Annotated in this window: 22 protein-coding genes; 10 read left to right on the top strand and 12 right to left on the bottom strand. The window is 74.6% G+C overall.

Features of this window, described 5'->3' with window-relative positions; all coding sequences use genetic code 11:
* Positions 1-18: 18 nt before the first annotated feature.
* The 4 genes from HDA34_RS07435 to HDA34_RS07420 all read left to right on the top strand — a co-directional run bounded on the left by HDA34_RS07435 (position 19) and on the right by HDA34_RS07420 (position 3826).
* On the top strand, positions 19-1482 hold the full coding sequence (locus HDA34_RS07435; protein ID WP_259392678.1) for an FAD-binding oxidoreductase: 1464 nt from the start codon (positions 19-21) through the stop codon (positions 1480-1482).
* Positions 1479-1934, top strand: a complete 456-nt coding sequence (locus HDA34_RS07430; protein WP_060974353.1) for an acyl-CoA thioesterase — start codon at positions 1479-1481, stop codon at positions 1932-1934. Before HDA34_RS07435 ends, HDA34_RS07430 begins: the two co-directional genes overlap by 4 nt.
* Positions 1935-1999: 65 nt before the next feature.
* Positions 2000-2851: a GTP pyrophosphokinase gene (locus HDA34_RS07425; protein ID WP_060974352.1), complete on the top strand. Its 852-nt coding sequence runs from the start codon at positions 2000-2002 to the stop codon at positions 2849-2851.
* A 162-nt stretch (positions 2852-3013) separates the two neighbouring features.
* A complete protein-coding gene (locus HDA34_RS07420; RefSeq protein ID WP_134377318.1) occupies positions 3014-3826 on the top strand; it encodes a TVP38/TMEM64 family protein in 813 nt (270 codons plus the stop codon).
* Here the strand turns inward: HDA34_RS07420 and HDA34_RS07415 are convergent.
* Genes HDA34_RS07415 through HDA34_RS07405 form a run of 3 tightly spaced genes read right to left on the bottom strand, consistent with a single transcriptional unit; the run spans position 3738 to position 6021 of the window.
* Entirely contained in the window at positions 3738-4163 is a 426-nt protein-coding gene (locus HDA34_RS07415) for an iron chaperone (RefSeq protein ID WP_134377319.1), read from the bottom strand. The two genes, HDA34_RS07420 and HDA34_RS07415, sit on opposite strands and share 89 nt — an antisense overlap.
* A 39-nt stretch (positions 4164-4202) precedes the next feature.
* Positions 4203-4757, bottom strand: a complete 555-nt coding sequence (locus HDA34_RS07410; protein WP_134377320.1) for a TIGR03086 family metal-binding protein — start codon at positions 4755-4757, stop codon at positions 4203-4205.
* Positions 4758-4767: 10 nt separating this feature from the next.
* A complete protein-coding gene (locus HDA34_RS07405) occupies positions 4768-6021 on the bottom strand; it encodes a polysaccharide deacetylase family protein (protein WP_134377321.1) in 1254 nt (417 codons plus the stop codon).
* Between the two features lie 308 nt (positions 6022-6329).
* On the opposite strand from HDA34_RS07405, the gene HDA34_RS07400 reads away from it, so the two are divergent.
* Together HDA34_RS07400 and HDA34_RS07395 are read left to right on the top strand one after the other, a co-directional pair.
* Complete coding sequence (locus tag HDA34_RS07400; RefSeq protein WP_002855432.1) at positions 6330-6470, top strand: hypothetical protein; 141 nt, start codon at positions 6330-6332, stop codon at positions 6468-6470.
* 29 nt (positions 6471-6499) lie between these two features.
* Positions 6500-7030 carry an SgcJ/EcaC family oxidoreductase gene (locus HDA34_RS07395; RefSeq protein WP_134377322.1) on the top strand — a complete coding sequence of 177 codons (531 nt, stop codon included), beginning with the start codon at positions 6500-6502 and terminating at the stop codon, positions 7028-7030.
* A 12-nt stretch (positions 7031-7042) separates the two neighbouring features.
* Here HDA34_RS07395 and HDA34_RS07390 read toward each other — a convergent pair whose 3' ends face one another.
* Genes HDA34_RS07390 through HDA34_RS07380 form a run of 3 tightly spaced genes read right to left on the bottom strand, consistent with a single transcriptional unit; the run spans position 7043 to position 10854 of the window.
* Positions 7043-7603, bottom strand: a complete 561-nt coding sequence (locus tag HDA34_RS07390) for a GNAT family N-acetyltransferase (RefSeq protein ID WP_036382331.1) — start codon at positions 7601-7603, stop codon at positions 7043-7045.
* Between the two features lie 6 nt (positions 7604-7609).
* Complete coding sequence (locus HDA34_RS07385) at positions 7610-10069, bottom strand: YhgE/Pip domain-containing protein (protein ID WP_134377323.1); 2460 nt, start codon at positions 10067-10069, stop codon at positions 7610-7612.
* Positions 10069-10854: an ATP-binding cassette domain-containing protein gene (locus HDA34_RS07380; RefSeq protein WP_134377324.1), complete on the bottom strand. Its 786-nt coding sequence runs from the start codon at positions 10852-10854 to the stop codon at positions 10069-10071. The genes HDA34_RS07385 and HDA34_RS07380 overlap by 1 nt, the downstream gene beginning before the upstream one ends.
* 72 nt (positions 10855-10926) lie before the next feature.
* On the opposite strand from HDA34_RS07380, the gene HDA34_RS07375 reads away from it, so the two are divergent.
* Entirely contained in the window at positions 10927-11535 is a 609-nt protein-coding gene (locus tag HDA34_RS07375) for a TetR/AcrR family transcriptional regulator (protein WP_020624715.1), read from the top strand.
* A gap of 21 nt (positions 11536-11556) precedes the next feature.
* Here the strand turns inward: HDA34_RS07375 and HDA34_RS07370 are convergent, their stop codons facing one another.
* Entirely contained in the window at positions 11557-12324 is a 768-nt protein-coding gene (locus tag HDA34_RS07370; RefSeq protein WP_073117328.1) for a sulfite exporter TauE/SafE family protein, read from the bottom strand.
* A 74-nt stretch (positions 12325-12398) separates the two neighbouring features.
* On the opposite strand from HDA34_RS07370, the gene HDA34_RS07365 reads away from it, so the two are divergent.
* Positions 12399-13661: an NAD(P)/FAD-dependent oxidoreductase gene (locus tag HDA34_RS07365; RefSeq protein WP_134377325.1), complete on the top strand. Its 1263-nt coding sequence runs from the start codon at positions 12399-12401 to the stop codon at positions 13659-13661.
* A 12-nt stretch (positions 13662-13673) separates the two neighbouring features.
* Positions 13674-14363: a M23 family metallopeptidase gene (locus tag HDA34_RS07360; protein WP_020624712.1), complete on the top strand. Its 690-nt coding sequence runs from the start codon at positions 13674-13676 to the stop codon at positions 14361-14363.
* Here the strand turns inward: HDA34_RS07360 and HDA34_RS07355 are convergent.
* Entirely contained in the window at positions 14353-14862 is a 510-nt protein-coding gene (locus HDA34_RS07355; RefSeq protein WP_044659331.1) for a GNAT family N-acetyltransferase, read from the bottom strand. The two genes, HDA34_RS07360 and HDA34_RS07355, sit on opposite strands and share 11 nt — an antisense overlap.
* 72 nt (positions 14863-14934) lie before the next feature.
* Here HDA34_RS07355 and HDA34_RS07350 point away from each other — a divergent pair, with 72 nt between their 5' ends.
* Positions 14935-15480 (top strand): GNAT family N-acetyltransferase, encoded by a 546-nt coding sequence (locus HDA34_RS07350; RefSeq protein ID WP_020624710.1) that lies wholly within the window; start codon positions 14935-14937, stop codon positions 15478-15480.
* Positions 15481-15515: 35 nt separating this feature from the next.
* On the opposite strand, the gene HDA34_RS07345 is transcribed toward HDA34_RS07350, so the two are convergent.
* From HDA34_RS07345 to HDA34_RS07330, 4 genes are all read right to left on the bottom strand, one after another.
* Positions 15516-15728, bottom strand: coding sequence for a hypothetical protein (locus HDA34_RS07345; protein ID WP_010079881.1), 213 nt, complete (start codon positions 15726-15728; stop codon positions 15516-15518).
* A gap of 135 nt (positions 15729-15863) precedes the next feature.
* Positions 15864-16979 carry a type I restriction endonuclease gene (locus HDA34_RS07340; protein ID WP_036314529.1) on the bottom strand — a complete coding sequence of 372 codons (1116 nt, stop codon included), beginning with the start codon at positions 16977-16979 and terminating at the stop codon, positions 15864-15866.
* A 267-nt stretch (positions 16980-17246) separates the two neighbouring features.
* Positions 17247-17591, bottom strand: coding sequence for a DUF8129 domain-containing protein (locus HDA34_RS07335; protein ID WP_041104120.1), 345 nt, complete (start codon positions 17589-17591; stop codon positions 17247-17249).
* A 99-nt stretch (positions 17592-17690) separates the two neighbouring features.
* A complete protein-coding gene (locus HDA34_RS07330) occupies positions 17691-18920 on the bottom strand; it encodes a PucR family transcriptional regulator (protein WP_020624876.1) in 1230 nt (409 codons plus the stop codon).
* Position 18921 lies beyond the last annotated feature (1 nt).

Here is an 18921-nt window from a genome sequence, read left to right as displayed (position 1 = left end):
TCGGCGACACTGGTGGACATGGACTCCTCCGCACCCCTCGACCCGACCCCCGCCGCCCCGCCTGCCGCGGACGCCCCGCCCGCCGACGTCGTCGCCCGCCTGCAGGCGGAGCTGCCCGGCCGCGTGGACGTCTCCGCCGCCGCACTCGAGGCCGCCCGGGCGGACCGCTCGGGGCATCGCTCCCCCGCCGCGCCGCTGGCCGTGGTCCGCGCGCGGACGGTGGAGGACGTGCAGGCCGCGTGCCGGATCGCGCACGGGACCCGCACCCCGCTGGTCACCCGCGGAGCGGGCACGGGGTTGGCCGGCGGCGCCGTCGCGGGGGCGGGCGAGATCGTCCTGGACATGACCGCGATGGACCGGATCCTGGAGGTCTCCCCCGCGGACCGCGTGGCCGTCGTCGAGCCGGGGATCCTCAACGGGGCGCTGAACGCCGCGCTCGCCGAGCACGGGCTGTGGTGGGCCCCGGATCCCGCGTCGAAGGACATCTCCACGGTGGGCGGCAACATCGCGATGAACGCCGGCGGGCTGCTGTGCGCCAAGTACGGCGTCACGCGCGAGGCGGTGCTGGGCCTGGACGTGGTGCTCGCAGACGGCACCCTGCTGCGGCTGGGCCACCGCACCGTCAAGGGGGTGACCGGCTACGACCTGGTCGCGCTGATGATCGGCTCGGAGGGCACGCTCGGCGTGATCGTGGGCGCGACGCTGGCGCTGCGGCCGGCCGTGCGCGGCGTGCCCGTGACGCTCGGCGGGTTCTTCCCGGACGTCGTCGCGGGCGCCGCCGCGGCCGAGGCGATCACCGGGGCCGGTCACGTGCCCGCCCTGATGGAGCTGATGGACGAGGCGACGCTCGCCGCGGTGCGCGCGCACGCGGGGCCCGAGCGCGGGGCCGCCCTGCCCGAGTCCGGCGCGTTCCTGCTGGTGCAGGCCGACGGCGCCGGCGCCGAGGCGGACGGGGAGGCCATGGCCGCCCTCATGCGTACCCACGGCGGGGACGTCACCGTGACCGTGGACCCCGCCGAGGGGGAGGCCCTCATGGCCCTGCGCCGCACCGCGTTCCCCGCGCTCGAGCGCCTCGGCACCCCGCTCGTGGAGGACGTGGCCGTCCCGCGCAGCCGCATGGCCGAGATGTTCGCGCGGATCCGTGAGATCGAGGCACGCACCGGCGTCGCCATCCCCACCACGGCCCACGCCGGGGACGGCAACCTGCACCCGATCCTGCTGTTCGGCGCGGCGGCGCAGGTGGGCGGCGCGGCCGAGGACGCCGCGTCGATCCCGGCGGACGTGTGGGAGGCCGCCCGCGAGCTGTTCCGCGCCGGCCTGGAACTCGGCGGCACGCTCACCGGCGAACACGGCGTGGGCCTGCTCAAGCGCGCGTTCCTGCGGGACGAGCTCGGCGACGCCCAGCACGACCTCCAGCAGCGCATCAAGGCCGTGTTCGACCCGCACGGCATCCTCAACCCAGGAAAGGTGTTCACCCCGTGACTCAGCCGACCACCCCCGAGACCCCCGCCGACGCCGGCACACCGACCCCGTTCGAGGTCGGGCTGCAGCTGCGCTGGTCCGACGAAGACCGCTACGGCCACGTCAACAACGCCCGCCTGCTCACCCTCGCCGAGGAGGCGCGCGTGCGCGCCCTGGCCGCGTGGGCCACGACGACGGCGTCCCCGGACGTCCAGCGCGTCGTGCGGTCCATGGAGGTCCAGTACGAGGCGCCCGTGGTCTACGCCGGGCCCGAGGTGACGGCGCGGGTGTGGATCCTGCGGATCGGCCGGACGTCCTTCACGCTGCGCCACGAGCTGTGGCAGGACGGGCGGCGCTGCGTGCTGTGCGACGCCGTGTTCGTGCAGGTGGACCCGGCGGCCGGGCGGCCCGTGGCCGTCTCCGACGAGGAGCGCGCCGCCTTCGAGCGCGTGCTGATCCCCGCCGAGGACTGACGGGCCGCCGTCGGGCCTGTGGACGGCCTGCCGTCTCGCAGGATCCCGCCGTAGGCTCTGAGGCCATGGAGCAGGACCCTTCCCCGGACGCGCCCTCGGCGGACGTCGAGGCGCTGCGCGGCACCCCCGTGTCCGAGTTGACGCAGCTCACCCCCGCGGCGTCAGGGGCGCTGGAGCGGCTGCGCCGAGACGTCGAGCGCTTCGACCTCGAGTACCGCTCGGCCCTGCTCCAGGTGGAGGCGCGGCTCGAGGTGCTGCGGGACGAGTTCACACACCTGCACGACTACAACCCCATCGAGCACATCGTCACGCGGGTGAAGTCGCCGGAGTCGATCCTGCGCAAGGCCTCCGCCCGCGGGCTGTCCCTGGACCTGGACGCGCTGCGCACCAACGTCACGGACATCGCCGGGGCGCGCGTGATCGTCAGCTTCGCCCGGGACGTGTACCGCGTGTTCCGCCAGTTCACGCAGCAGCCGGACATCCGGGTGCTCGAGGTGGAGGACTACATCTCCCGGCCCAAGCCCTCCGGCTACCGGAGTCTGCACTGCCTCGTGCAGGTGCCGATCCACCTGTCCACCGGCACGATCCCGGTGACCGTGGAGATGCAGTTCCGCACGAGCGCCATGGACTTCTGGGCCACGCTCGAGCACAAGATCAACTACAAGTTCGACGGCGGCGTGCCCCCGGACATCGCGACCGAGCTCGTGGCCGCCGCCCGCGTGGCCGCGGACCTGGACACCCGCATGGAGCGCCTGCACGACCAGGTGCAGGAGACCGACAGGGACGACGACGCCGCCGCGGCCTGGGAGGACGACGGCGGTCCCGCCTTCGAGGACGAGCCGGCGGCGGGGCCGGACGGCACGGATCCGGGCGAGGCGCGGCCGGGTGACGACGCGCCCGGCGCGTCCACCGTCTGAGCCCCTCCGTCCACACCCGGCGGGCCGCGTGCACAGGGTTCTCCACAGAGTTGTCCACAGGTGTGGATGAGTCACATGCGTGTGATCCACCGAAGCAGAGCAGGGTGTGACCGCAGACCAGGGAGGACATGCGGAGGGAGCGGCTGCCGGTAGCCTGAGCCGATGCCCTCCACCGCCGTGCCGCCGCGCGACTCCGGCGCCGCCTCCACCCTGCCCGCCCGCACCGGGCACCGCGGGGTGTCGATCCTGCGCACCGCCGCCCTCGTCCTCGTGGTGGCGGCGTTCGTGTGGCTGGCACTCACCGTGCGCCTGCCCGGCGTGGACGAGCTGCGCGCCCAGCTGGACGGCTTCGGCTGGTGGAGCTGGCTCGCGTTCACCGTGCTGTACGCGGCCGTGGCGCTGACCCCCATCCCCGTGACGATCATGGCGGTCACCGCCGGTGTGCTCTTCGGAGCGATTGAGGGGACAGTGCTGTCCGTGGTCGGGGCCCTGCTGGGCTCGCTCGGGGCGTACGGCATCGCGCGCGCGGTCGGGCGCGAGGTGGTCCTGCGCGGGCTCGGCCGCCACGCCGAGACCGTGGAGCGGCGGCTCGAGGACACCGGGTTCCTCGCCCTGCTGGCCCTGCGCGTCGCCCCGGGGCTGCCGTACTGGCCCGTGAACTACGGGGCGGGCGCGCTCGCCGTGCCGCTGGGGATCTTCGCCGGCTCCACCGCGGTCGGCGTGATCCCCGGGCAGCTCTCCCTCGTGGCGATGGGGGCGTTCGCGGTGCGCCCGGGCGTCGTGAACGGCGTGCTGCTCGGGGTGGGCTGGCTCGCCGTGGGCGGTCTGACCCTGTGGGCGGTGCGGCGCTGGCGACGGGCAGCCCGGGCCACAGAGGGGCCGGACGTCAGCCGACGGCGCGGCGCACCAGATCGGCGATCCGGGCCCGGACGTCGTCGTCGAGGGCGGTCAGGGCGAACGACGTCGGCCACATGACGCCGTCGTCGAGCTTCGCCCCCTCGTTGAAGCCGAGGGTCGTGTACCGCACGCCGAACTTGCTGCTGACCTGCAGGAACACGAGCACGTCCGTGCCGCGGGCGTAGGCGGGCATGCCGTACCACGTGCGGGGGGCGAGCTCCGGGGCCACCTCCGTGACGATCCGGTGCACCGTCACCGCCAGGGCGCGGTCCGGCTCGGGCATCTCCTCGATCTTCGCCAGCAGGTCCTGCAGGGCGTCCGCCTTCTTCCTGCCGCCGCGCTGGGCGCGCAGCTCCTCCGCGCGCTCGGCCATCGCGGCCTTCTCCGCGGCGCTGAAACCGGTGGACTCGCTCACGGTGCCTCCTGGGGTTCGGGGACGGGTCCTGCCCTGGTCTCAGCCCCGACGGCCCAGACGGCCGAGCAGGCGGGTCTGCGGGTCGGCGTCGTCGGCCACGGGGACGGGCTCACCCAGGATGCCGGGCGTGTAGGCGGCGTCGCCGAACAGCGCCAGCGACTCCTCCACGCAGTCGATCTCCGCGTCCGTGAACCGCGCGTCCACGCCCTGCGAGCGGGCCAGGTCCCAACGGTGCACGATCAGGTCGAACGTGTGGAAGCGGATCAGCGCCTCGCCCACGGTCATCTCCCCGAGCGCGGTGTCCATGGGCCGCAGGATGAACTCCTCGTCACCGGCGAGGGCGGACATGGCGGCGGCGTGCTTGGTCCACTGGGTGGCCAGCTGCTGGCGGGAGCCGTCGAAGAGGGGCACCTCCCGGCCCTGGCGGGCGGCGAAGTCGCGCTGGCCGGCGATCACGTGGTCCAGCAGGTCCAGCGCGTCCCAACCCTCGCACGGGGTGGCGGCGTCCCAGTCCCGCACCTCACGGACGACGGCGGTGAACGGCTCGGCGGCCGCGTTCCAGCGGGCCTCGACCTCGGTGGCGGGGATGGACATGGTGCTCTCCTCAGGGTCGCGGGGATCTCGGGGCCGCGGCGGACGACGACGGTGCCGGGCTCGGCTTCTTCGGGCCGCGGATGGACTCGGGGCGGGCCGGGTCCAGGACGGACCGGGGGTCGAAGAACTCCTCCAGCACGGGCCGCTCACCCGAGACGGCCGCGGCGAGGCTGATGCCGTCCACGTTGATGCGCGAGCCGCGGTAGTAGCCGGGCTCGAGCTGGCCCCACGCCTTGGAGGTGCCGTCCACGAGGAAGAAGGAGCGGTAGCCGAGCTCGCGGAGGTAGCGGTACCGCTCGTTGTCCTCCGTGTACTTGCCGGGGCCGGTGACGTCCGCGCCGAACGGGTAGATGAGCATGTCCGTGGGGCCGAGGATCGGCTCGACCTCCTCGTGCCAGTGCCCCATGTCGAACTCGAGCTCCTCCATGGTCAGCTTCGGCACCGTCCGGTGGCCCCACGTGTGGGAGGCGAACTCCCAGCCGCTGTCCTTGAGCGCGTCGGCGACCTCGATGGCGGCCGCGACGTCGGCGTCGAACGTGGGGCTGTCCCCGAACTCGCGGGCCGAGGTGCGGTAACCGAACACGCCGTCGTAGCCGGTCATGGCCAGCACGCCGCGGGCGCCGTTGAGGCTGAAGTCCGGGTGCTCGGCGAGGAAGTCGTCCAGACGCGGGACGACGTCGAACGCCCCGACGTGCGTGGTGCCCTGGGCGTCCGTGTACTCGTTGCGGACGCGGCCGTCCTCGGCCACGATCAGGCGGTCCGCGAAGCCGTCGCCGTCCATGTAGAGGTAGTACGAGCAGTCGTCCAAGGAGAGGATCAGCGGGGTCCGGCCCTCGGGGACCATGAGGGTCTTCGGGCGCACGACGTCGTCCTCCCCCACCTCGTACAGCTCGTGCGGGGAGACCAGCACGTAGCCGCGCTCGTAGACCTGCCGGATGACGGCGTCGAACTCGTCCACCGTGACCATGAAGTCCAGGTAGCCGCCGGCCTTGTCGTCGCCGTCGAAGGCGCGGGCCGGGTCCACCACGAGGGAGTGGAAGAACAGGTGCGGCACCCGGGCCACGTCCGGCCAGGCCACCGGGTCGCCGGCGGGCGGCGGTCCAGCGGGGGCGGCGGAGGTGGGCGCGGACGAGGCGGGCTCGGACGACGACGACGGCGCGTCCTCCCCGTCCTGCCCGCAGGCGGTCAGCAGTCCCGATCCGAGCAGGGCGGAACCGGCCAGGAGCATCTGTCGGCGGGTCGGCTGCGGCACGGGCGGGGGCATCGGGCACCTTTCTCCGGGGGCACCCATCATCCCAAGGCCGCCCGGCCCGAGACCACCCCTGCCGGGCGGGGCGGTGGTGGGAGCCGGCCGGGCATGGGAGGCCGGCCGGCGGCGGGGCTCGATCCGCCGTAGACGGCACAGAGTGGTCACGCGGACGAGCCGAGCTCGGCGCGGACCGTGTTCGACCGCTTCGTGTTCGGCAACCACCTCCGCAGCGTCAGCGTCGACTGTGCCCCGGCTGGGAGGAGCCTTCGACGCGCGCCGACGCATGCGCCCCTCGCGCCGTGCCGCGTGCCACACTGGCGAGCGTGACCCGACGTCCGGATGCACCACCCCCGGCCGACCCGCGCACGCGTGCGGCCCTGCGCGCCGTGCTCACGGTCCTGGCCGTGATGGCGGTGCTGTTCGCCGCCGTCGTGCTGATGCTGGCCTACGGGCCCGCCCGCTGAACCCGCCCTTCCCCGATCCAGGAGCAGTCATGTCCCCCGCGGACCCCACCGCCGACGTCGCGGCCCGGCCGGCCGGCCCCGCCGCGGTGGCCGAGGCCTTCGCGGCCGCCTGGAACGCCGCCGACGCCGACGCGCTCGCCGACCTGTTCGCCGAGGACGCGGACTTCGTGAACGTGGTGGGCGTGTGGTGGACGCGGCGGCGGCAGATCCGGGTGAACCACGCGCTCGGCTTCCGCTGGATGTTCCCGGCCTCCCGGCTTGTGCTCGGTCAGGTGCGCGTGCGCGAGCTCGGGGACGTGGCGGTGGTGCATGCGCCGTGGACCATGACGGGGCAGACCGCGCCCGACGGCGACGAGGCCGGCGAGCGCACCGGCGTCCTGCTGCTCGTGGTGCGCCGCACCGAGGCCGGGGCGTGGGAGGCGGTAGCCGGGCAGAACACGGACTCCGTGCCCGAGGCGCAGACCCACCTGGCCGACGACGACGGGCTGGCCGCGGTGCACTACCACCCGTCGGCGTGGATCGATCCCGACGACGACCCCGACGGCCCGGAGGCCTGCTGAGCGGCGGCGGGCTCACTCCACCGTCAGCAGCCGCACCCAGTCGTCCTCGACGCGCTCCCCGCCGACCACGAACTGCCGCGCCCCGATCGTCGCGAAGCCAAGGCGCTCGTAGAACCGGTTGGCCCGTGTGTTCTGCGCGTTCGTGCCGAGCCACACGTGCCGGAACCCCAGCCGCCTCAGCCGCTCGACGCCGTCGTGCACGAGGGCCTCGGCCAGCCCGGTGCCGCGCCCCTCGGCGAGCACGTACAGCTTCGAGAGGTGGCCGGCCGGCACGTCGCCGAGCCGCTCCGTGACGGGTGCCTCGGGGGTCGCGGCGGTCTCGTACATGGCGTAGCCGAGCAGGGTCTCCGGGGCGTCGGCCGCGGCGCCCACGAGCACGATCCGCTCCGGGTCCGCGATCCACGCGGCCACGGCCGCCTCGCTCAGGTGCAGCGCGATGTGCGCGTCCACCGCGGCACGCGGCAGCGAGGCCGGGGAGGCGTCCGGGAAGGTGGCCGCGGCGATCGCGGCGATCGCGGGCGCGTCCTCGGGGCGGGCCGGACGGACGACGGCGGCACGGGGTGCGGAGGTCATCCCCGCTCAGGCCTGCAGCGCGGGGTGCAGGTCCTTCATGCGGAACCGACGCCGGCGCCGCACCACGAGCACGTCCAGGGCGAGCGCCGCCGCCCCGATGCCCATCAGCACGACCACCGGCACCCAGAAGCGCTGGTCCGGACCGCCGGAGATCGCGTTGCGGAACGCCTCGATGGAGTAGCTCATCGGCATGAACGGGTGCAGCGCCTGGAAGAAGCCGGGCAGCACCTCGGCCGGGTAGGTGCCGCCGGTGGAGGCCAGCTGCAGGACCAGCAGGACCAGCAGCAGCGCCGAACCGGGGGTGCCGAGCGCCGTCTGCACCAGGTGCGCGATGAGGGAGAACACCACGGCCACGAGCACCGTCAGGGCCACGGCCCGCACCGGGTGCACGGGGGCCAGGCCCAGCGGCAGCGTCGCGGCGAGCATGAGCAGGCCGCCGCCCACGGCCACGATGCCCACGGGCAGCCACGCGGCCAGCGCGATCGCCACCGGGTTGCGGCGCCCGGCCAGCAGCCGCCCGCTGATGGGCCGCATGATGTTGAACGCGGCGATGCCGAACACCCACAGCGCGATGGAGAAGAACATCGGCGCCATGCCGCGGCCGTAGACCTCCGCGGAGTTGTCCACCTGCATCACGGCCTCCACCGGCCGGGACATCACCAGGGCGGCCTCGTCCCGCTGATCCTCGGTCAGGGCGGGGACGCGGTCGACGCCGTCGGAGAGCCCGGAGGCGAGCTCGTGGGCGCCGTCGTCGAGGGTGCCGAGGCCGGTGTGCAGCTCCCCGGCGCCGTCCTGGAGCTGGGCCAGGCCGCCGTCGAGCTCGGTCGCGCCGGACTCCAGCTGCCCCGCACCGTCCTGCAGGGTCAGCGCCCCGTCGTGGAGCGCGGCGTTGCCCTCGGCGAGGGTGGTCGCCCCGTCCGTCAGCTCGCCGAGGCCGGACTGCAGCTCCCCGGCGCCGTCCTGGAGCTGGGCCAGGCCGCCGTCGAGCTCGGTCGCGCCGGAGCCCAGCTGCTCGAGGCCGTCCGCGAACTTCCCGGCGCCGTCGGCGAGGGAGTCGGCCCCGTCCTTCGCCTCACCGATCCCGCCCTGCAGCTTCTCGGCGCCCGCGGCCACGGCGTGGGCGCCGTCGTTGAGGTCCGTCAGATCCGCCTTGGCGGAGGCGGCGACGTCGTCCTCGACGAAGCCCTGGACGCGCTCGTTGGCGGCCGCGGAGGTCGCGGCGGCCTCCTCGGCGCGGCCGGCGACGGCGGTCACCCGCTCGTCCGCGCCGGTGAGCGCCTCCTGGAGCGCGGCGTACTGCTCGGACTCGGCGAGCGTCGGATCCTCGTCGGCGAGCTCGGCCAGGGCGGCCTGCGCATCGGCGATGCGGGCGCCCGCGCCGTCCTCGGCCGTGCCGGCCACCTCGGCGACCCGCTGGACGTCCTCGTCCACCGCGGCGACGTCGGCGGCCACCGCGTCCTGCCGCTCGCTCACCTGGTCCAGGCCGGGGATCACCGTGTCGTAGAGCTGCTGGGTGCCATCGGCCACCTGCGTGGCGCCGTCGGTGAGCTCGGCCGATCCGGTCTGCAGCTGGGCCAGCCCGTCGGAGAGGTCCGTGGCGCCCTGACGCAGGGCGGGGGCGTTCTCGGCGAGCTGCCCGGCACCGTCGGCGAGGGCCTGGGAGCCCCCGCGCGCCTGGTCGAGCCCGTCGGCCAGGCGCCCGGCCCCGTCCTGCGCGGACGCGGCGCCCTCGGCGAGTCGCTGGGCGCCGTCGTCGGCCTGGGCGGCGCCGTCCGCGAGGTCACCCGCACCCGTGGCGAGCTGGCCCGCGCCCTCGGCCAGCTTGCCCGAGCCGTCGTGGGCCTGGACGATCCCGTCCTCCAGCTGGCTCGCGCCGTCCTTCGCGGAGGCCGTGCCGTCGGCCAGCTGTGCGGCGCCGTCGGCGGCGTCCACCATGCCCGACCGCAGCTCGCCGAGGCTGGAGAAGACGGCCTCGAAGTACGCCTCGATCGCGGACCGGTTCACGGCGGCCTCGACCTTGGCCTGGCTCGCGTTCGTGACGGAGCCGATCACGAAGCCGTTGGCGTCGTCTCGGCGCAGGGTGATCTGCGCCTGCTGCGGTGTCCCGCCGCCCTCGGGGCTGACGAGGTCACGGCTGAGCTCGGCGGGGATCTCCAGGACGAGGTAGTACCGGCCCTCCCGCAGTCCCTCCTCGGCCTCCTCGCGCGTGGTCTCGCGCCAGTCGAAGGCGCGGTCGTCCTTGAGGCGTTCGGTCATGTCCGCGCCGGTGCGCAGCGTGGTGTCGCCGCGCTGGACGGGCTCGTCCTCGTTGACGATCGCCACCGGCAGCCGGTCCATGGCCCCGTAGGGGTCCCAGTTCGCGGACAGGTACAGGGCGCCGTAGATGGCGGGGACGAGGAAGATGAACAGCAGGGCGAGCAGGGGCAGGCCACGGCGGAAGCGTCGCAGCTCGTAGCGGAACAGCATCAGTTCTCCCGGACGGGGGGCAGGGTGAGGACGACGGCGTCGCGCGGCACGGGCGCGGAGGCCACGGCGCTCACCGCGAACGGGTGGCCGTGGTCCTTGAGGACGTCCAGGGCCGCGTGGAGCGCGACCAGCTCATCGATGGTCAGGGTGGCGTCCACGTCGTCGAAGGTGACGAGGCGGGCCGGGCGCAGGCAGGCGACGACGGCGGCCAGCAGCGCGCGATCGGGCGCGGACAGCTCCCCGACGACGGCCTCCGGCGCCACGCTCAGCCTCACCGCCTCCGCGAGGAGGGCGAAGCGCGCACGGCCGGCGCGGCGGCGCACGCCGTCGGCGAGACAGCGCTCGTCCACCACCTCGGCCACGGTCAGCGCCGGCTCGAGCTCCACCACATCGGTGGTGTGGGCGACGGCGGTGCGGGCACGCAGGGCGTGCGGGTGGCGCGCGGCGTCGATCGGGGGGCGGTACGCGCGGGCGGCGGGCCGCTCCGGCCCGTCCAGCGCGACGTCCACGGGGCCGCCGGTGAGCACGAGCTCGCCCCGCACGCCCTGCAGGCGCCCCGTGAGGGCGAGCAGCAGGGCCGACCGGCCCGAGCCCTGGGTTCCGAGCACGGCCAGGTGGGTCTGCGGGGGCAGCACGAGGTCGAGGGGGCCGAACACCGGCCCGCGACCGCCGCGCAGGGTCAGAGCGCGCGCCACGAGGGTGGCGGGCGGGAGGTCGTCGAGGTGCGCCGGGTCGGGGGCGGGCCCGGGGCCATGGTGATCGGCGTCGGTGGGAGTGGAAGACATGGGCCCTCTTTGCCGAGTCGAGGCGGATTCAATACCATCGGTATTCAATACCATCGGCATCGAGAGGGCAACATGGCCACCCGACCCCGCCGCGAGGATGTCCGCGCGGCCATCCTCGACCACGCGGCCCGGGTGTTCGGACGGGAGGGCTACGCGCGCTCCTCCCTCGCCCGCATCGCGGCGGAGGCCGGCTACACGAAGGGCGCCGTCTATTCCGGCTTCGCGGGGAAGCCGGACCTCTTCGCCGCCGCCTGCACCGTCCAGTTCGAGCGGGCGACCACCCGAGCCATGGACGGCGTCGCCGACGCCCTGGACGACCCCGACCTGCCGCGCGAGGACCTGGTGGCCCGCGTGGCGGAGGCCCTGGCCGACGTCGTGCTCGAGACCACGGGCTCCTGGCCCCTGCTCCTCCACGAGTTCCAGGCCGTGGGCCTGCGCGAGCCCGCCGTGGGGAGAGCCTACCGGACGCTCACCGTCCGGCGGCGGGACTTCCTGGCCGGCCTGCTGCGTGAGCACCGCGTGCTGGCCGACGTCCCGGACGAGCAGGTCACGCACACCGCGGCCATGCTCCTGATGCTCGTGCACACGCTGTCGGTCGAGCGGCACCTGGCCCCGGAGGACCTGACGGTGGACGACGTGCGGGACACGCTGGCCGCGGCCGTGCGCTCCCTCCTGCCCTGACGCCTGCGCGCCGGCCCCGCCTCAGCCCAGGGTGCCGGCCACACCGCGCACCAGCGCCACCGTGCCCCCGACGCCGGCGAGGCAGATCGCGAGGACGCGCGCCTTCGCGGGGTCCACCCGGCGGGCCACCACCGAACCGAGCAGCACACCCAGCGGACCGCCCGCCACCACGGCGACCCACACCGGCCACGGCACGTGCAGCCCCGCGGGCACGGCCGCGCCGAACAGCGACTTGGTGACCAGCGAGGTGAGATTGGCCAGCAGGAACACGGGCTGGAGGGTGGCCGCCCACGAGCGCTGGTCCCACCGGCTCGCCACCGCGTAGACCGCGAGCGCCGGCCCGGCGATGCCCGCGGTGGTGTTCATGAACCCGGCCACGGCGCCGGAGGCGAACACGGCCCCGTTCCCCTGGGCGGTGAAGCGCTGCTGCAGGCCCAGGACGGCGGCCACGGCCACCAGCACGGAGGACCCCAGGAGGATCTCGAGGGCGTGGGCGTCCAGGACCCGCACGGCCCACGCCCCCGCGAACGAGCCGGCCACGAGCAGGGGTGCGAGGCGGACGAAGCGCGGCCAGTCCACGTGCCTGTGGAGCACCGCGAACAGCAGCACCGCGGACACCGAGGCGGCCACGTTGGACAGCGTCACCCCCGCCACCGGGCCCAGGAGCAGGGACAGCGTGGGTGCGGCGATCATGCCGACGCCCATGCCGCTCACCCGCTGGAGCGTGCCGCCCACGGTGATCGCGGCCAGCGCGACGACGGCCGGCAGCCACACCAGGGAGGGGTCCATGCGGGCAGTATGCCGGAGCCGGGGGTGTCCGTCGGCCCTGGCTTCCGCCCGTGACGGGTGCGCATGCTGGCCGTATGGCCCAGCACAGCTCCACCCCGTTCCCGCTCGTGATCGTGGGCAGCGGCCCCGCCGGCGTCAGCGCCGCCCGCGCCTACGTCGACGCCGGGGGACCCGGCCCCGTCCTCATGCTCACCTCGGACGTGGACCACCCCTACGAGCGCCCGCCGCTGTCCAAGGAGGTGCTGCGCGGCATGGCGGCCCCCGAGGGCACGCCGATCGCCGGGGAGGAGCTGCCGGACGGCGTCGAGCTGCGCCGCGGCACCACCGTCACCGGCGCGGACCTCGCCGCGCGGACGCTGCGGGTCGGCGAGGAGCCGGTCCGCTTCGAGCGCCTGATCCTCGCCCTCGGCGCGCACCCGAAGCCCCTGCCCGTCGCGGACGACGACGCCGAGGTGCACCTGCTGCGCTCTCTCGACCACGCCCGCCGCCTGGTGGCCTCCGCCGGGCACGCGCGCTCCGCCGTCGTGATCGGCTCGGGGTTCATCGGCTGCGAGGCGGCCGCCTCCCTGGCCCTGCGCGGGGTGGCCACCACGCTGGTCACCCCGGACGAGGTGCCGCAGCAGAAGCGGCTCGGCCGCGAGGCGGGCGATCGGATCGCGCAGTGGCTGATCGGCGCCGGCGTCGAGCTGCGCACCGGCGTGCGGGTGGGGCAGGTGCGCGCCCCGCGCACCGTCCACCTCGACGACGGCGCCACGCTCGCCCCGGACCTGATCCTCGCCGCGGTGGGGGTCGAGCCGGGGGGCGGGTGGCTCGAGGACTCCGAGCTGACCATGCACGAGGGGCGGATCGTGGCGGACGAGCACCTGGCGGCGGCGCCGGGCGTGTGGGTGGCCGGGGACGTGGCCCGCGCCCACCACGCCGTGGCCGGCCGGCCGATCCCCGTGGAGCACTGGGGCGACGCCCTCGGCATGGGCGAGGTCGCCGGGCACAACGCGGCCCGCACCGAGGTCGGCGTGCCGGGCGGCGCCGGCCAGGCCTCCGTGCTGGCCCACGCGGCGACGGCGGACCCGGAGTCCCTGCGGCGGTGGGAGGCCGTGCCCGGGTTCTGGAGCACCATCGGCGAGCACACGCTCAAGCACGCCGCGTGGGGCGACGGCCACGAGCAGGCCCGCATGGTGGAGCGCACCGGCGGGTTCACTCTCTGGTACACGGACGCGCAGGACCGCGTGGTGGGCGTGCTGACCTACAACGCGGACGAGGACTACGAGCGCGGGCGGGAGCTGGTGGCGGGCCGGGATGCCGTGGGCGAAGGCCGGGGCCGTCCCGACCCTGCATGACAGACTGAGGGGATGACCACCCCGACCCCCGGCGCCGGCTCCCCGGGCAGCGGTGTGGCCGGGGGCGTGCTGGCCGCAGTGGGGGCGCTGGCCCTGATCGCGACCGTCCTGGCGCTGGTCCTCGCGTTCGGTCCGGCCGGCCGGGACGACGCCGGCGCGGGCGCCGAGCGGCGGCGCTGGAACGGCGGCTTCACCCCCGCCCCGCCCACGGTGAACACGCAGGGGTACGCCGAGCCCGTGCAGGGCCGCGTGACCTCCCGCTTCGGGCCCCGCCCCAACCCGTTCGGCGAGGGCGTGGTGCCCTCGGGGGTGTCCGAGGAGGCCCTGACCCGCCACGACGGCGTGGACCTCGGCGGGGTGCCGGAGGGCACGCCCTTCCACTCGGTGTCCGACGGCCGAGTCCTATTCGTGGAGGCCGGCGGGGACGCGGGCGGCAACCTGCTCGCCGTGGACGCCGGGGACGGCCACGTGTGGCGCTACCTGCACGCCGCCCCGGACTCCACCGTGGTGGACGCGGGCCAGCGCGTCTCCGCCGGGGACCACCTGGCCGGCGTCGGGCAGACCGGCGCCGCCACCGGCGTGCACCTGCACCTGGAGCTGCGCGTGGACGGCGAGCCGGTGGACCCGGAGGCCTACCTGGCCGAGCGGGGCGTGGAGCTCGGCGGCTCCTACCCGGAGCGGCGCCGCGGCCTCAGCCGGTGACCGGGCCGCCGCCGTCGTCCACGGACCCGGCCCAGCGGACCTCCCCGTCCACGACCTCGTCCGTCGGCGCCAGGCCGATCGCCTGGGCGACCCGCTGGGAGGCCGTGTGCTCGGGGTGGACATCCGCCACGAGGCGCCGCACCCCCCGGTCCCGCAGCTCGCCCTTGAGGAGGCCGGCGGCCTCCTTCGCCAGCCCGCGGCCCTGCCACGGCGTGCCGATCAGCCAGGCGATCTGCGTGGGTCCCCCGTCCACGGGGATGGTGGCCTGGACGTAGCCGACCGGCCGGCCCTCCGGCTCCAGCACCACGATCCAGTTGGCCCAGTCCTCCGCGCCGTCCTCGGAGCGACCGCGCGCGAGGATCGCGTACCGCTGCCGCAGCTCCTCCTCGCCCGGCGGCGTCCCGCCGGTGTACGTGTACAGGTCCGGGTCGGCGAGGACCGCGGCCATGGCCTCGGCGTCATCCACCCGCAACGGGCGCAGGGAGAGGGAATGCGGCATGGGCACAGTCGACCAGCCCGGCCCCGCGCAGACAAGAGGCGGGGCGCATCCGCCCGCCGCTAGCCTGGGCGCATGCCGCCCGCCCCCACCGCCCGTCTGCGCTTCCGCGAGATGGCCGACGCCGACCTCGACCACCTGGCCGGCCTCCTCGCCGATCCCGTGGTGATGCGCTTCTACCCCGCCCCGCGCACGCGCGCGGAGGCGGCGGCGTGGATCGCGGGCAACCGGCGCCGGTACGCGCAGGACGGGCACGGGCTGTGGATCATCGAGACCCACGACGACGGCGGGCCCGGCTTCGTGGGCGACTGCGGCCTGACGTGGCAGGAGGTCAACGGGGAGCCTCGCCTGGAGGTCGGCTACCACGTGCGGGCCGACCTGTGGGGGCGCGGCTACGCCACCGAAGCGGCCGCCGCCTGCCGGGACCACGCCCGGGACGTGCTGGGGCACCACGAGCTCGTGGCGATCATCCACCCGGAGAACACGGCCTCGCGCCGGGTGGCCGAGCGGATCGGGATGACCGTGGTGGGCGAGGACCGCACCGGCGCGCCCGAGGCCCGCGCGGCTCTGGGGCTCGAGGCGCGCACCGTGCTGGGGATGAGGCTCCGGCCGGGCGCGTGAGGCGCGGCCCGGCCGGACGTCTCAGCCCCGGTCGCTCACTTGGCGTGGCGGGCGAGCAGCTCGCGGGCGGCGTCCAGGCCGCCGGCCTCGACGTCGTAGGAGCCGGTGGACGCGTGGTGGGCCTCGACCGCGTCCGTGATCCGGTAGTGGTCCGGGTTGCCGGGCGGGTCGGAGGTCTCCAGCACGTGGATCAGGTAGGTCTCGCCGGCGGCCAGGGCCTGGCGGTCGTCGCGCTCGTGATGGGTCATGACGTCCTCTCGGGTCGGCGCCCGGCGGGTCTGTCCCACCGGGGCGTGCGCACCAGGGTGGCGCATCGACGGCGGCGGGGCACAGTCCTGCCCGCCCGCGGGCCGGATCCGGTCAGTAGGCGGGTCAGAGTCCGCTCAGGCCCCGACGTAGGAGCTGACGACGCTCCGCAGTGCCTCGGCGGATTCGTAGATGTCCTCCAAGTTCTCGAGGTCGGCCCGCGTCCTGTTCTTGTCCGCATCGAACAGCACCAGATATTTCACCTTCCCGTCGAAGTGAAGGCGCGCGATCGGCTTCCGATTGTTGTCGTCCAGGATGACGCTGCAGTACGAGGCTGCGTCGCGCATGTAGACGCGGTTCATCGGCACGATTCCGGCGAGAATCGCCTTGATGATGCGGAAACCCTCGATCTCCTCTTCGGTCGTCACCACGCCCGGCTTGAGCTGGCCCTCCTGACCGTTCTCCTCGTCGGACAGGACCGTCTGATCGCCGGTGGCCACGGGCTCAGCGGGAGCCGCCAGTACCGGAGCGACCTGGTCGCCCAGGGCAGTCTTCAGCCGCGCGTTGACGCGATCGTTGATGTACTGGCGCGCAGCCTCCTCGGTGAGCCGGGTGAAGGTCTCCACCGCCTTGGCGTTCATGTACCCGGAGTACACGCGCTTGGCGAGGACCTTCACCAACTCATCGCTCGGCGCAGCCATCTCGGCAGAAATCTCGCGCTTGATGGCCGATACGTACTTCAGCTCCTCGGCTGCGGCGATGACCGAGTCGAGATCGAAGGATCCCTTCGCCAGCTGCTCGAGCTTCGGCACGGTGACCGGGTCGATGTCCAGAAGATCGAGGACGAGGAACGGACGCTCGTCGAGGATGTTGGCCTTGTCGAGGTCCGTGTAGAAGTTCCACACCCGCCCGTTGGTGAGCACGCCGATCCGCGCTTCACTGGTGTGGAAGTAGCGCACCAGCTGGCTCGCGTGCGCCAGGGACAGCTCCGAGCCGACCTTCTTGGCCTCCACGAGGATGTTGACCTTCCCCTCCCGCATGATGGCGTAGTCGATCTTCTCCCCCTTCTTCAGGCCCAGATCTGCGACGAACTCCGGGACGACCTCCTGGGGATCGAACACGTCGTAGCCCAACACCTGCGAGATGAATGGCATGACGAGCGCGTTCTTCGTCGCCTCTTCCGTGTCCAGGGAGCTTGCGTAGTCGCGGGCTCGCCGAGCCACTTGCGCAAGCTTGTCCTCGAATTCAGTCATGCCGTTTCACCCATCCGTGAGTAGGAGCCGGACAGCCGGGAATCCGGCAGCCTCGCACGTCAGCGCCCGAAGGCCCGCCGCAGCTGTGTCGAAATATAACCCAGCTCACAAACACGCTACGGGGACCCTCGCAGGCGCTCCGTGGCCGGACCGCGGGATCGCCCGGAACGCGAGGCGGCCACGACGCGTCGCCTCTCACAGGAAGGAGACGGGGCGTCGTGGCCGCGTTCCGCGGGGGGCCGCCCTGTCAGGCGACGCCCGGCCGGCTCAGCGGTTGCCGGGGTGCTGCGGGTCGGCCGGGATGCCGCGGCTCAGGGGCTCCACGGGCGGGCCGCTCGTCTCCGGGGTCACGGGCGAGCCGGTGCGGGAGCCGCCGACCTCCGGGGTGTCCGGCACCTGATCGCCGGAGGGCTGGGCGCCGGAGCGCAGCGCCTCGAGCCGCGTCTCGAGGACCTGCACCACGGGCAGGCGGTCGCCGTGGGCGCGCTCGTAGGCGAGCAGCTGCTCCACCTGCGACTCGTCGAGGCCGGTGATCCGGGTCGACAGCGTGCCGTTGGGGATGTGGTCGTAGTCCGGCAGGGGGAGCTCGTCGCGGTTCGGGGCGTTCGTCATGGCACTGTCCCTCTTCTCTCGTCGGGGTCCCTCGTCGGGATGCGTGGTCCACCCACGCTAGTGAAGGCCCCCGTCAGACGGCACCCCCTGCCGCCCCGCTCACCCGACCCCGTCCCGCCGCGCCCGCAGCACGATCTCCAGGTCGAACCGCGCGTCGGGGTCCTCGAGGGCCTCCCCGAACAGCTCGCGCAGCCGGCCCACCCGGTACCCCACGGTCTGGGGGTGCACGCCGAGCTCCGCGGCGATCGGCGCCCGCTGGCCCCAGTGCGTGAGCCAGGCGAGCAGGGTCTCCTCCAGCACCGCCCGCTTCGCCTCGCTCACCTCGTCCAGGGGCGCCAGCACGCGTTCGGCCAGCTGCGTCACGACGCGCGGCTCGGCCCCCAGCACCACGCGCGCCAGGTGGTCCGCGGCGAGGATCGGGGACGGGGCGCCGTCGTCGTCCTCCCCCTGCGCGGGCTCCGCCGTCCGGCCCGCCGCCTCCTGGACGGCCAGCGTGCGGGCCACCCGGTAGGAGTGGGGCACGAGCGGCCAGTCCACGGCCGGCCCGACGACGGCGGCCGTCCCCGCCAGCAGGCGCAGCATGCGCTCGCGGCGGCCCTGGGAGGGCGTCGCGTCGATCACGGCGACCACCTCCGAGTCCCGCTCCACCACGAGCCCGGCCCGGCCCAGCCTCTCCCGGACGGCGACGCCGGCGTCCGCGGGCAGCACCACCACCGCCAGCCGGCGCGGCAGCCGCCAGTCCGCGAGCGCGGCCAGCCGTTGCACCTCCTTCTCCTCGGTCCCGCCCCGGACCAGGGCGGTGGCGAGGGCGGCGCGGTGCAGCTCGAGCACGCCCGCCTGGGCGGACTGCGCCTCCGCGTACGCCTGGGCGCTGACGGAGGAGAGCTCGTCGATGTACGCCCAGATGGACTCGCCCAGCTCGATCACCACGGACATCTCCAGGCCCAGGCGCGCGCACTCGGCGGAGAGCTCGCGGAACACGATCCGCGCGGAGGTGCGGTACGCGCCGAGCAGGGCGTCCATGGAGCGCCCCTCGCGGAACTCGCCGGCCCCCAGGCGGGCCATGAGGACGCGGGACTCGCTGTTCAGGGCCGGGCGGGTGGTGCCGGGCAGGCTCATCAGCTGCTCGAGGGCGGTGGTCACGCCGGCGGTGAGGTTCTTGCCGTAGTGGCCGTCGCGCGCCGCCGCGTAGGCGGGGATCTGGTCCGGGACCGTCTCGATGATGCGCTCCATGATCCCGGGGATCGCCGGGGCCAGGCGCTCCGCGAGGTCGTCGGGGAGGGACTGCCAGGGCGGGCGCCAGTCGGGGGCGGGGGTGGTCTGCGTCACA

Source organism: Micrococcus luteus, from assembly GCF_014138885.1.
Classification (GTDB): domain Bacteria; phylum Actinomycetota; class Actinomycetes; order Actinomycetales; family Micrococcaceae; genus Micrococcus; species Micrococcus luteus.
Note: the sequence above shows the minus strand (reverse complement) of the source record. Positions and strands in the feature narration are given on the sequence as shown.

Coding starts and splice junctions, on each gene's coding strand:
- HDA34_RS07365 (WP_134377325.1), top strand. CDS start 12,399: ATGGCCCAGCACAGCTCCACCCCGTTCCCGCTCGTGATCGTGGGCAGC.
- HDA34_RS07350 (WP_020624710.1), top strand. CDS start 14,935: ATGCCGCCCGCCCCCACCGCCCGTCTGCGCTTCCGCGAGATGGCCGAC.
- HDA34_RS07425 (WP_060974352.1), top strand. CDS start 2,000: ATGGAGCAGGACCCTTCCCCGGACGCGCCCTCGGCGGACGTCGAGGCG.
- HDA34_RS07340 (WP_036314529.1), bottom strand. CDS start 16,979: ATGACTGAATTCGAGGACAAGCTTGCGCAAGTGGCTCGGCGAGCCCGC.
- HDA34_RS07405 (WP_134377321.1), bottom strand. CDS start 6,021: ATGCCCCCGCCCGTGCCGCAGCCGACCCGCCGACAGATGCTCCTGGCC.
- HDA34_RS07345 (WP_010079881.1), bottom strand. CDS start 15,728: ATGACCCATCACGAGCGCGACGACCGCCAGGCCCTGGCCGCCGGCGAG.
- HDA34_RS07360 (WP_020624712.1), top strand. CDS start 13,674: ATGACCACCCCGACCCCCGGCGCCGGCTCCCCGGGCAGCGGTGTGGCC.
- HDA34_RS07355 (WP_044659331.1), bottom strand. CDS start 14,862: ATGCCGCATTCCCTCTCCCTGCGCCCGTTGCGGGTGGATGACGCCGAG.
- HDA34_RS07375 (WP_020624715.1), top strand. CDS start 10,927: ATGGCCACCCGACCCCGCCGCGAGGATGTCCGCGCGGCCATCCTCGAC.
- HDA34_RS07370 (WP_073117328.1), bottom strand. CDS start 12,324: ATGGACCCCTCCCTGGTGTGGCTGCCGGCCGTCGTCGCGCTGGCCGCG.
- HDA34_RS07380 (WP_134377324.1), bottom strand. CDS start 10,854: ATGTCTTCCACTCCCACCGACGCCGATCACCATGGCCCCGGGCCCGCC.
- HDA34_RS07385 (WP_134377323.1), bottom strand. CDS start 10,069: ATGCTGTTCCGCTACGAGCTGCGACGCTTCCGCCGTGGCCTGCCCCTG.
- HDA34_RS07390 (WP_036382331.1), bottom strand. CDS start 7,603: ATGACCTCCGCACCCCGTGCCGCCGTCGTCCGTCCGGCCCGCCCCGAG.
- HDA34_RS07395 (WP_134377322.1), top strand. CDS start 6,500: ATGTCCCCCGCGGACCCCACCGCCGACGTCGCGGCCCGGCCGGCCGGC.
- HDA34_RS07410 (WP_134377320.1), bottom strand. CDS start 4,757: ATGTCCATCCCCGCCACCGAGGTCGAGGCCCGCTGGAACGCGGCCGCC.
- HDA34_RS07335 (WP_041104120.1), bottom strand. CDS start 17,591: ATGACGAACGCCCCGAACCGCGACGAGCTCCCCCTGCCGGACTACGAC.
- HDA34_RS07435 (WP_259392678.1), top strand. CDS start 19: ATGGACTCCTCCGCACCCCTCGACCCGACCCCCGCCGCCCCGCCTGCC.
- HDA34_RS07420 (WP_134377318.1), top strand. CDS start 3,014: ATGCCCTCCACCGCCGTGCCGCCGCGCGACTCCGGCGCCGCCTCCACC.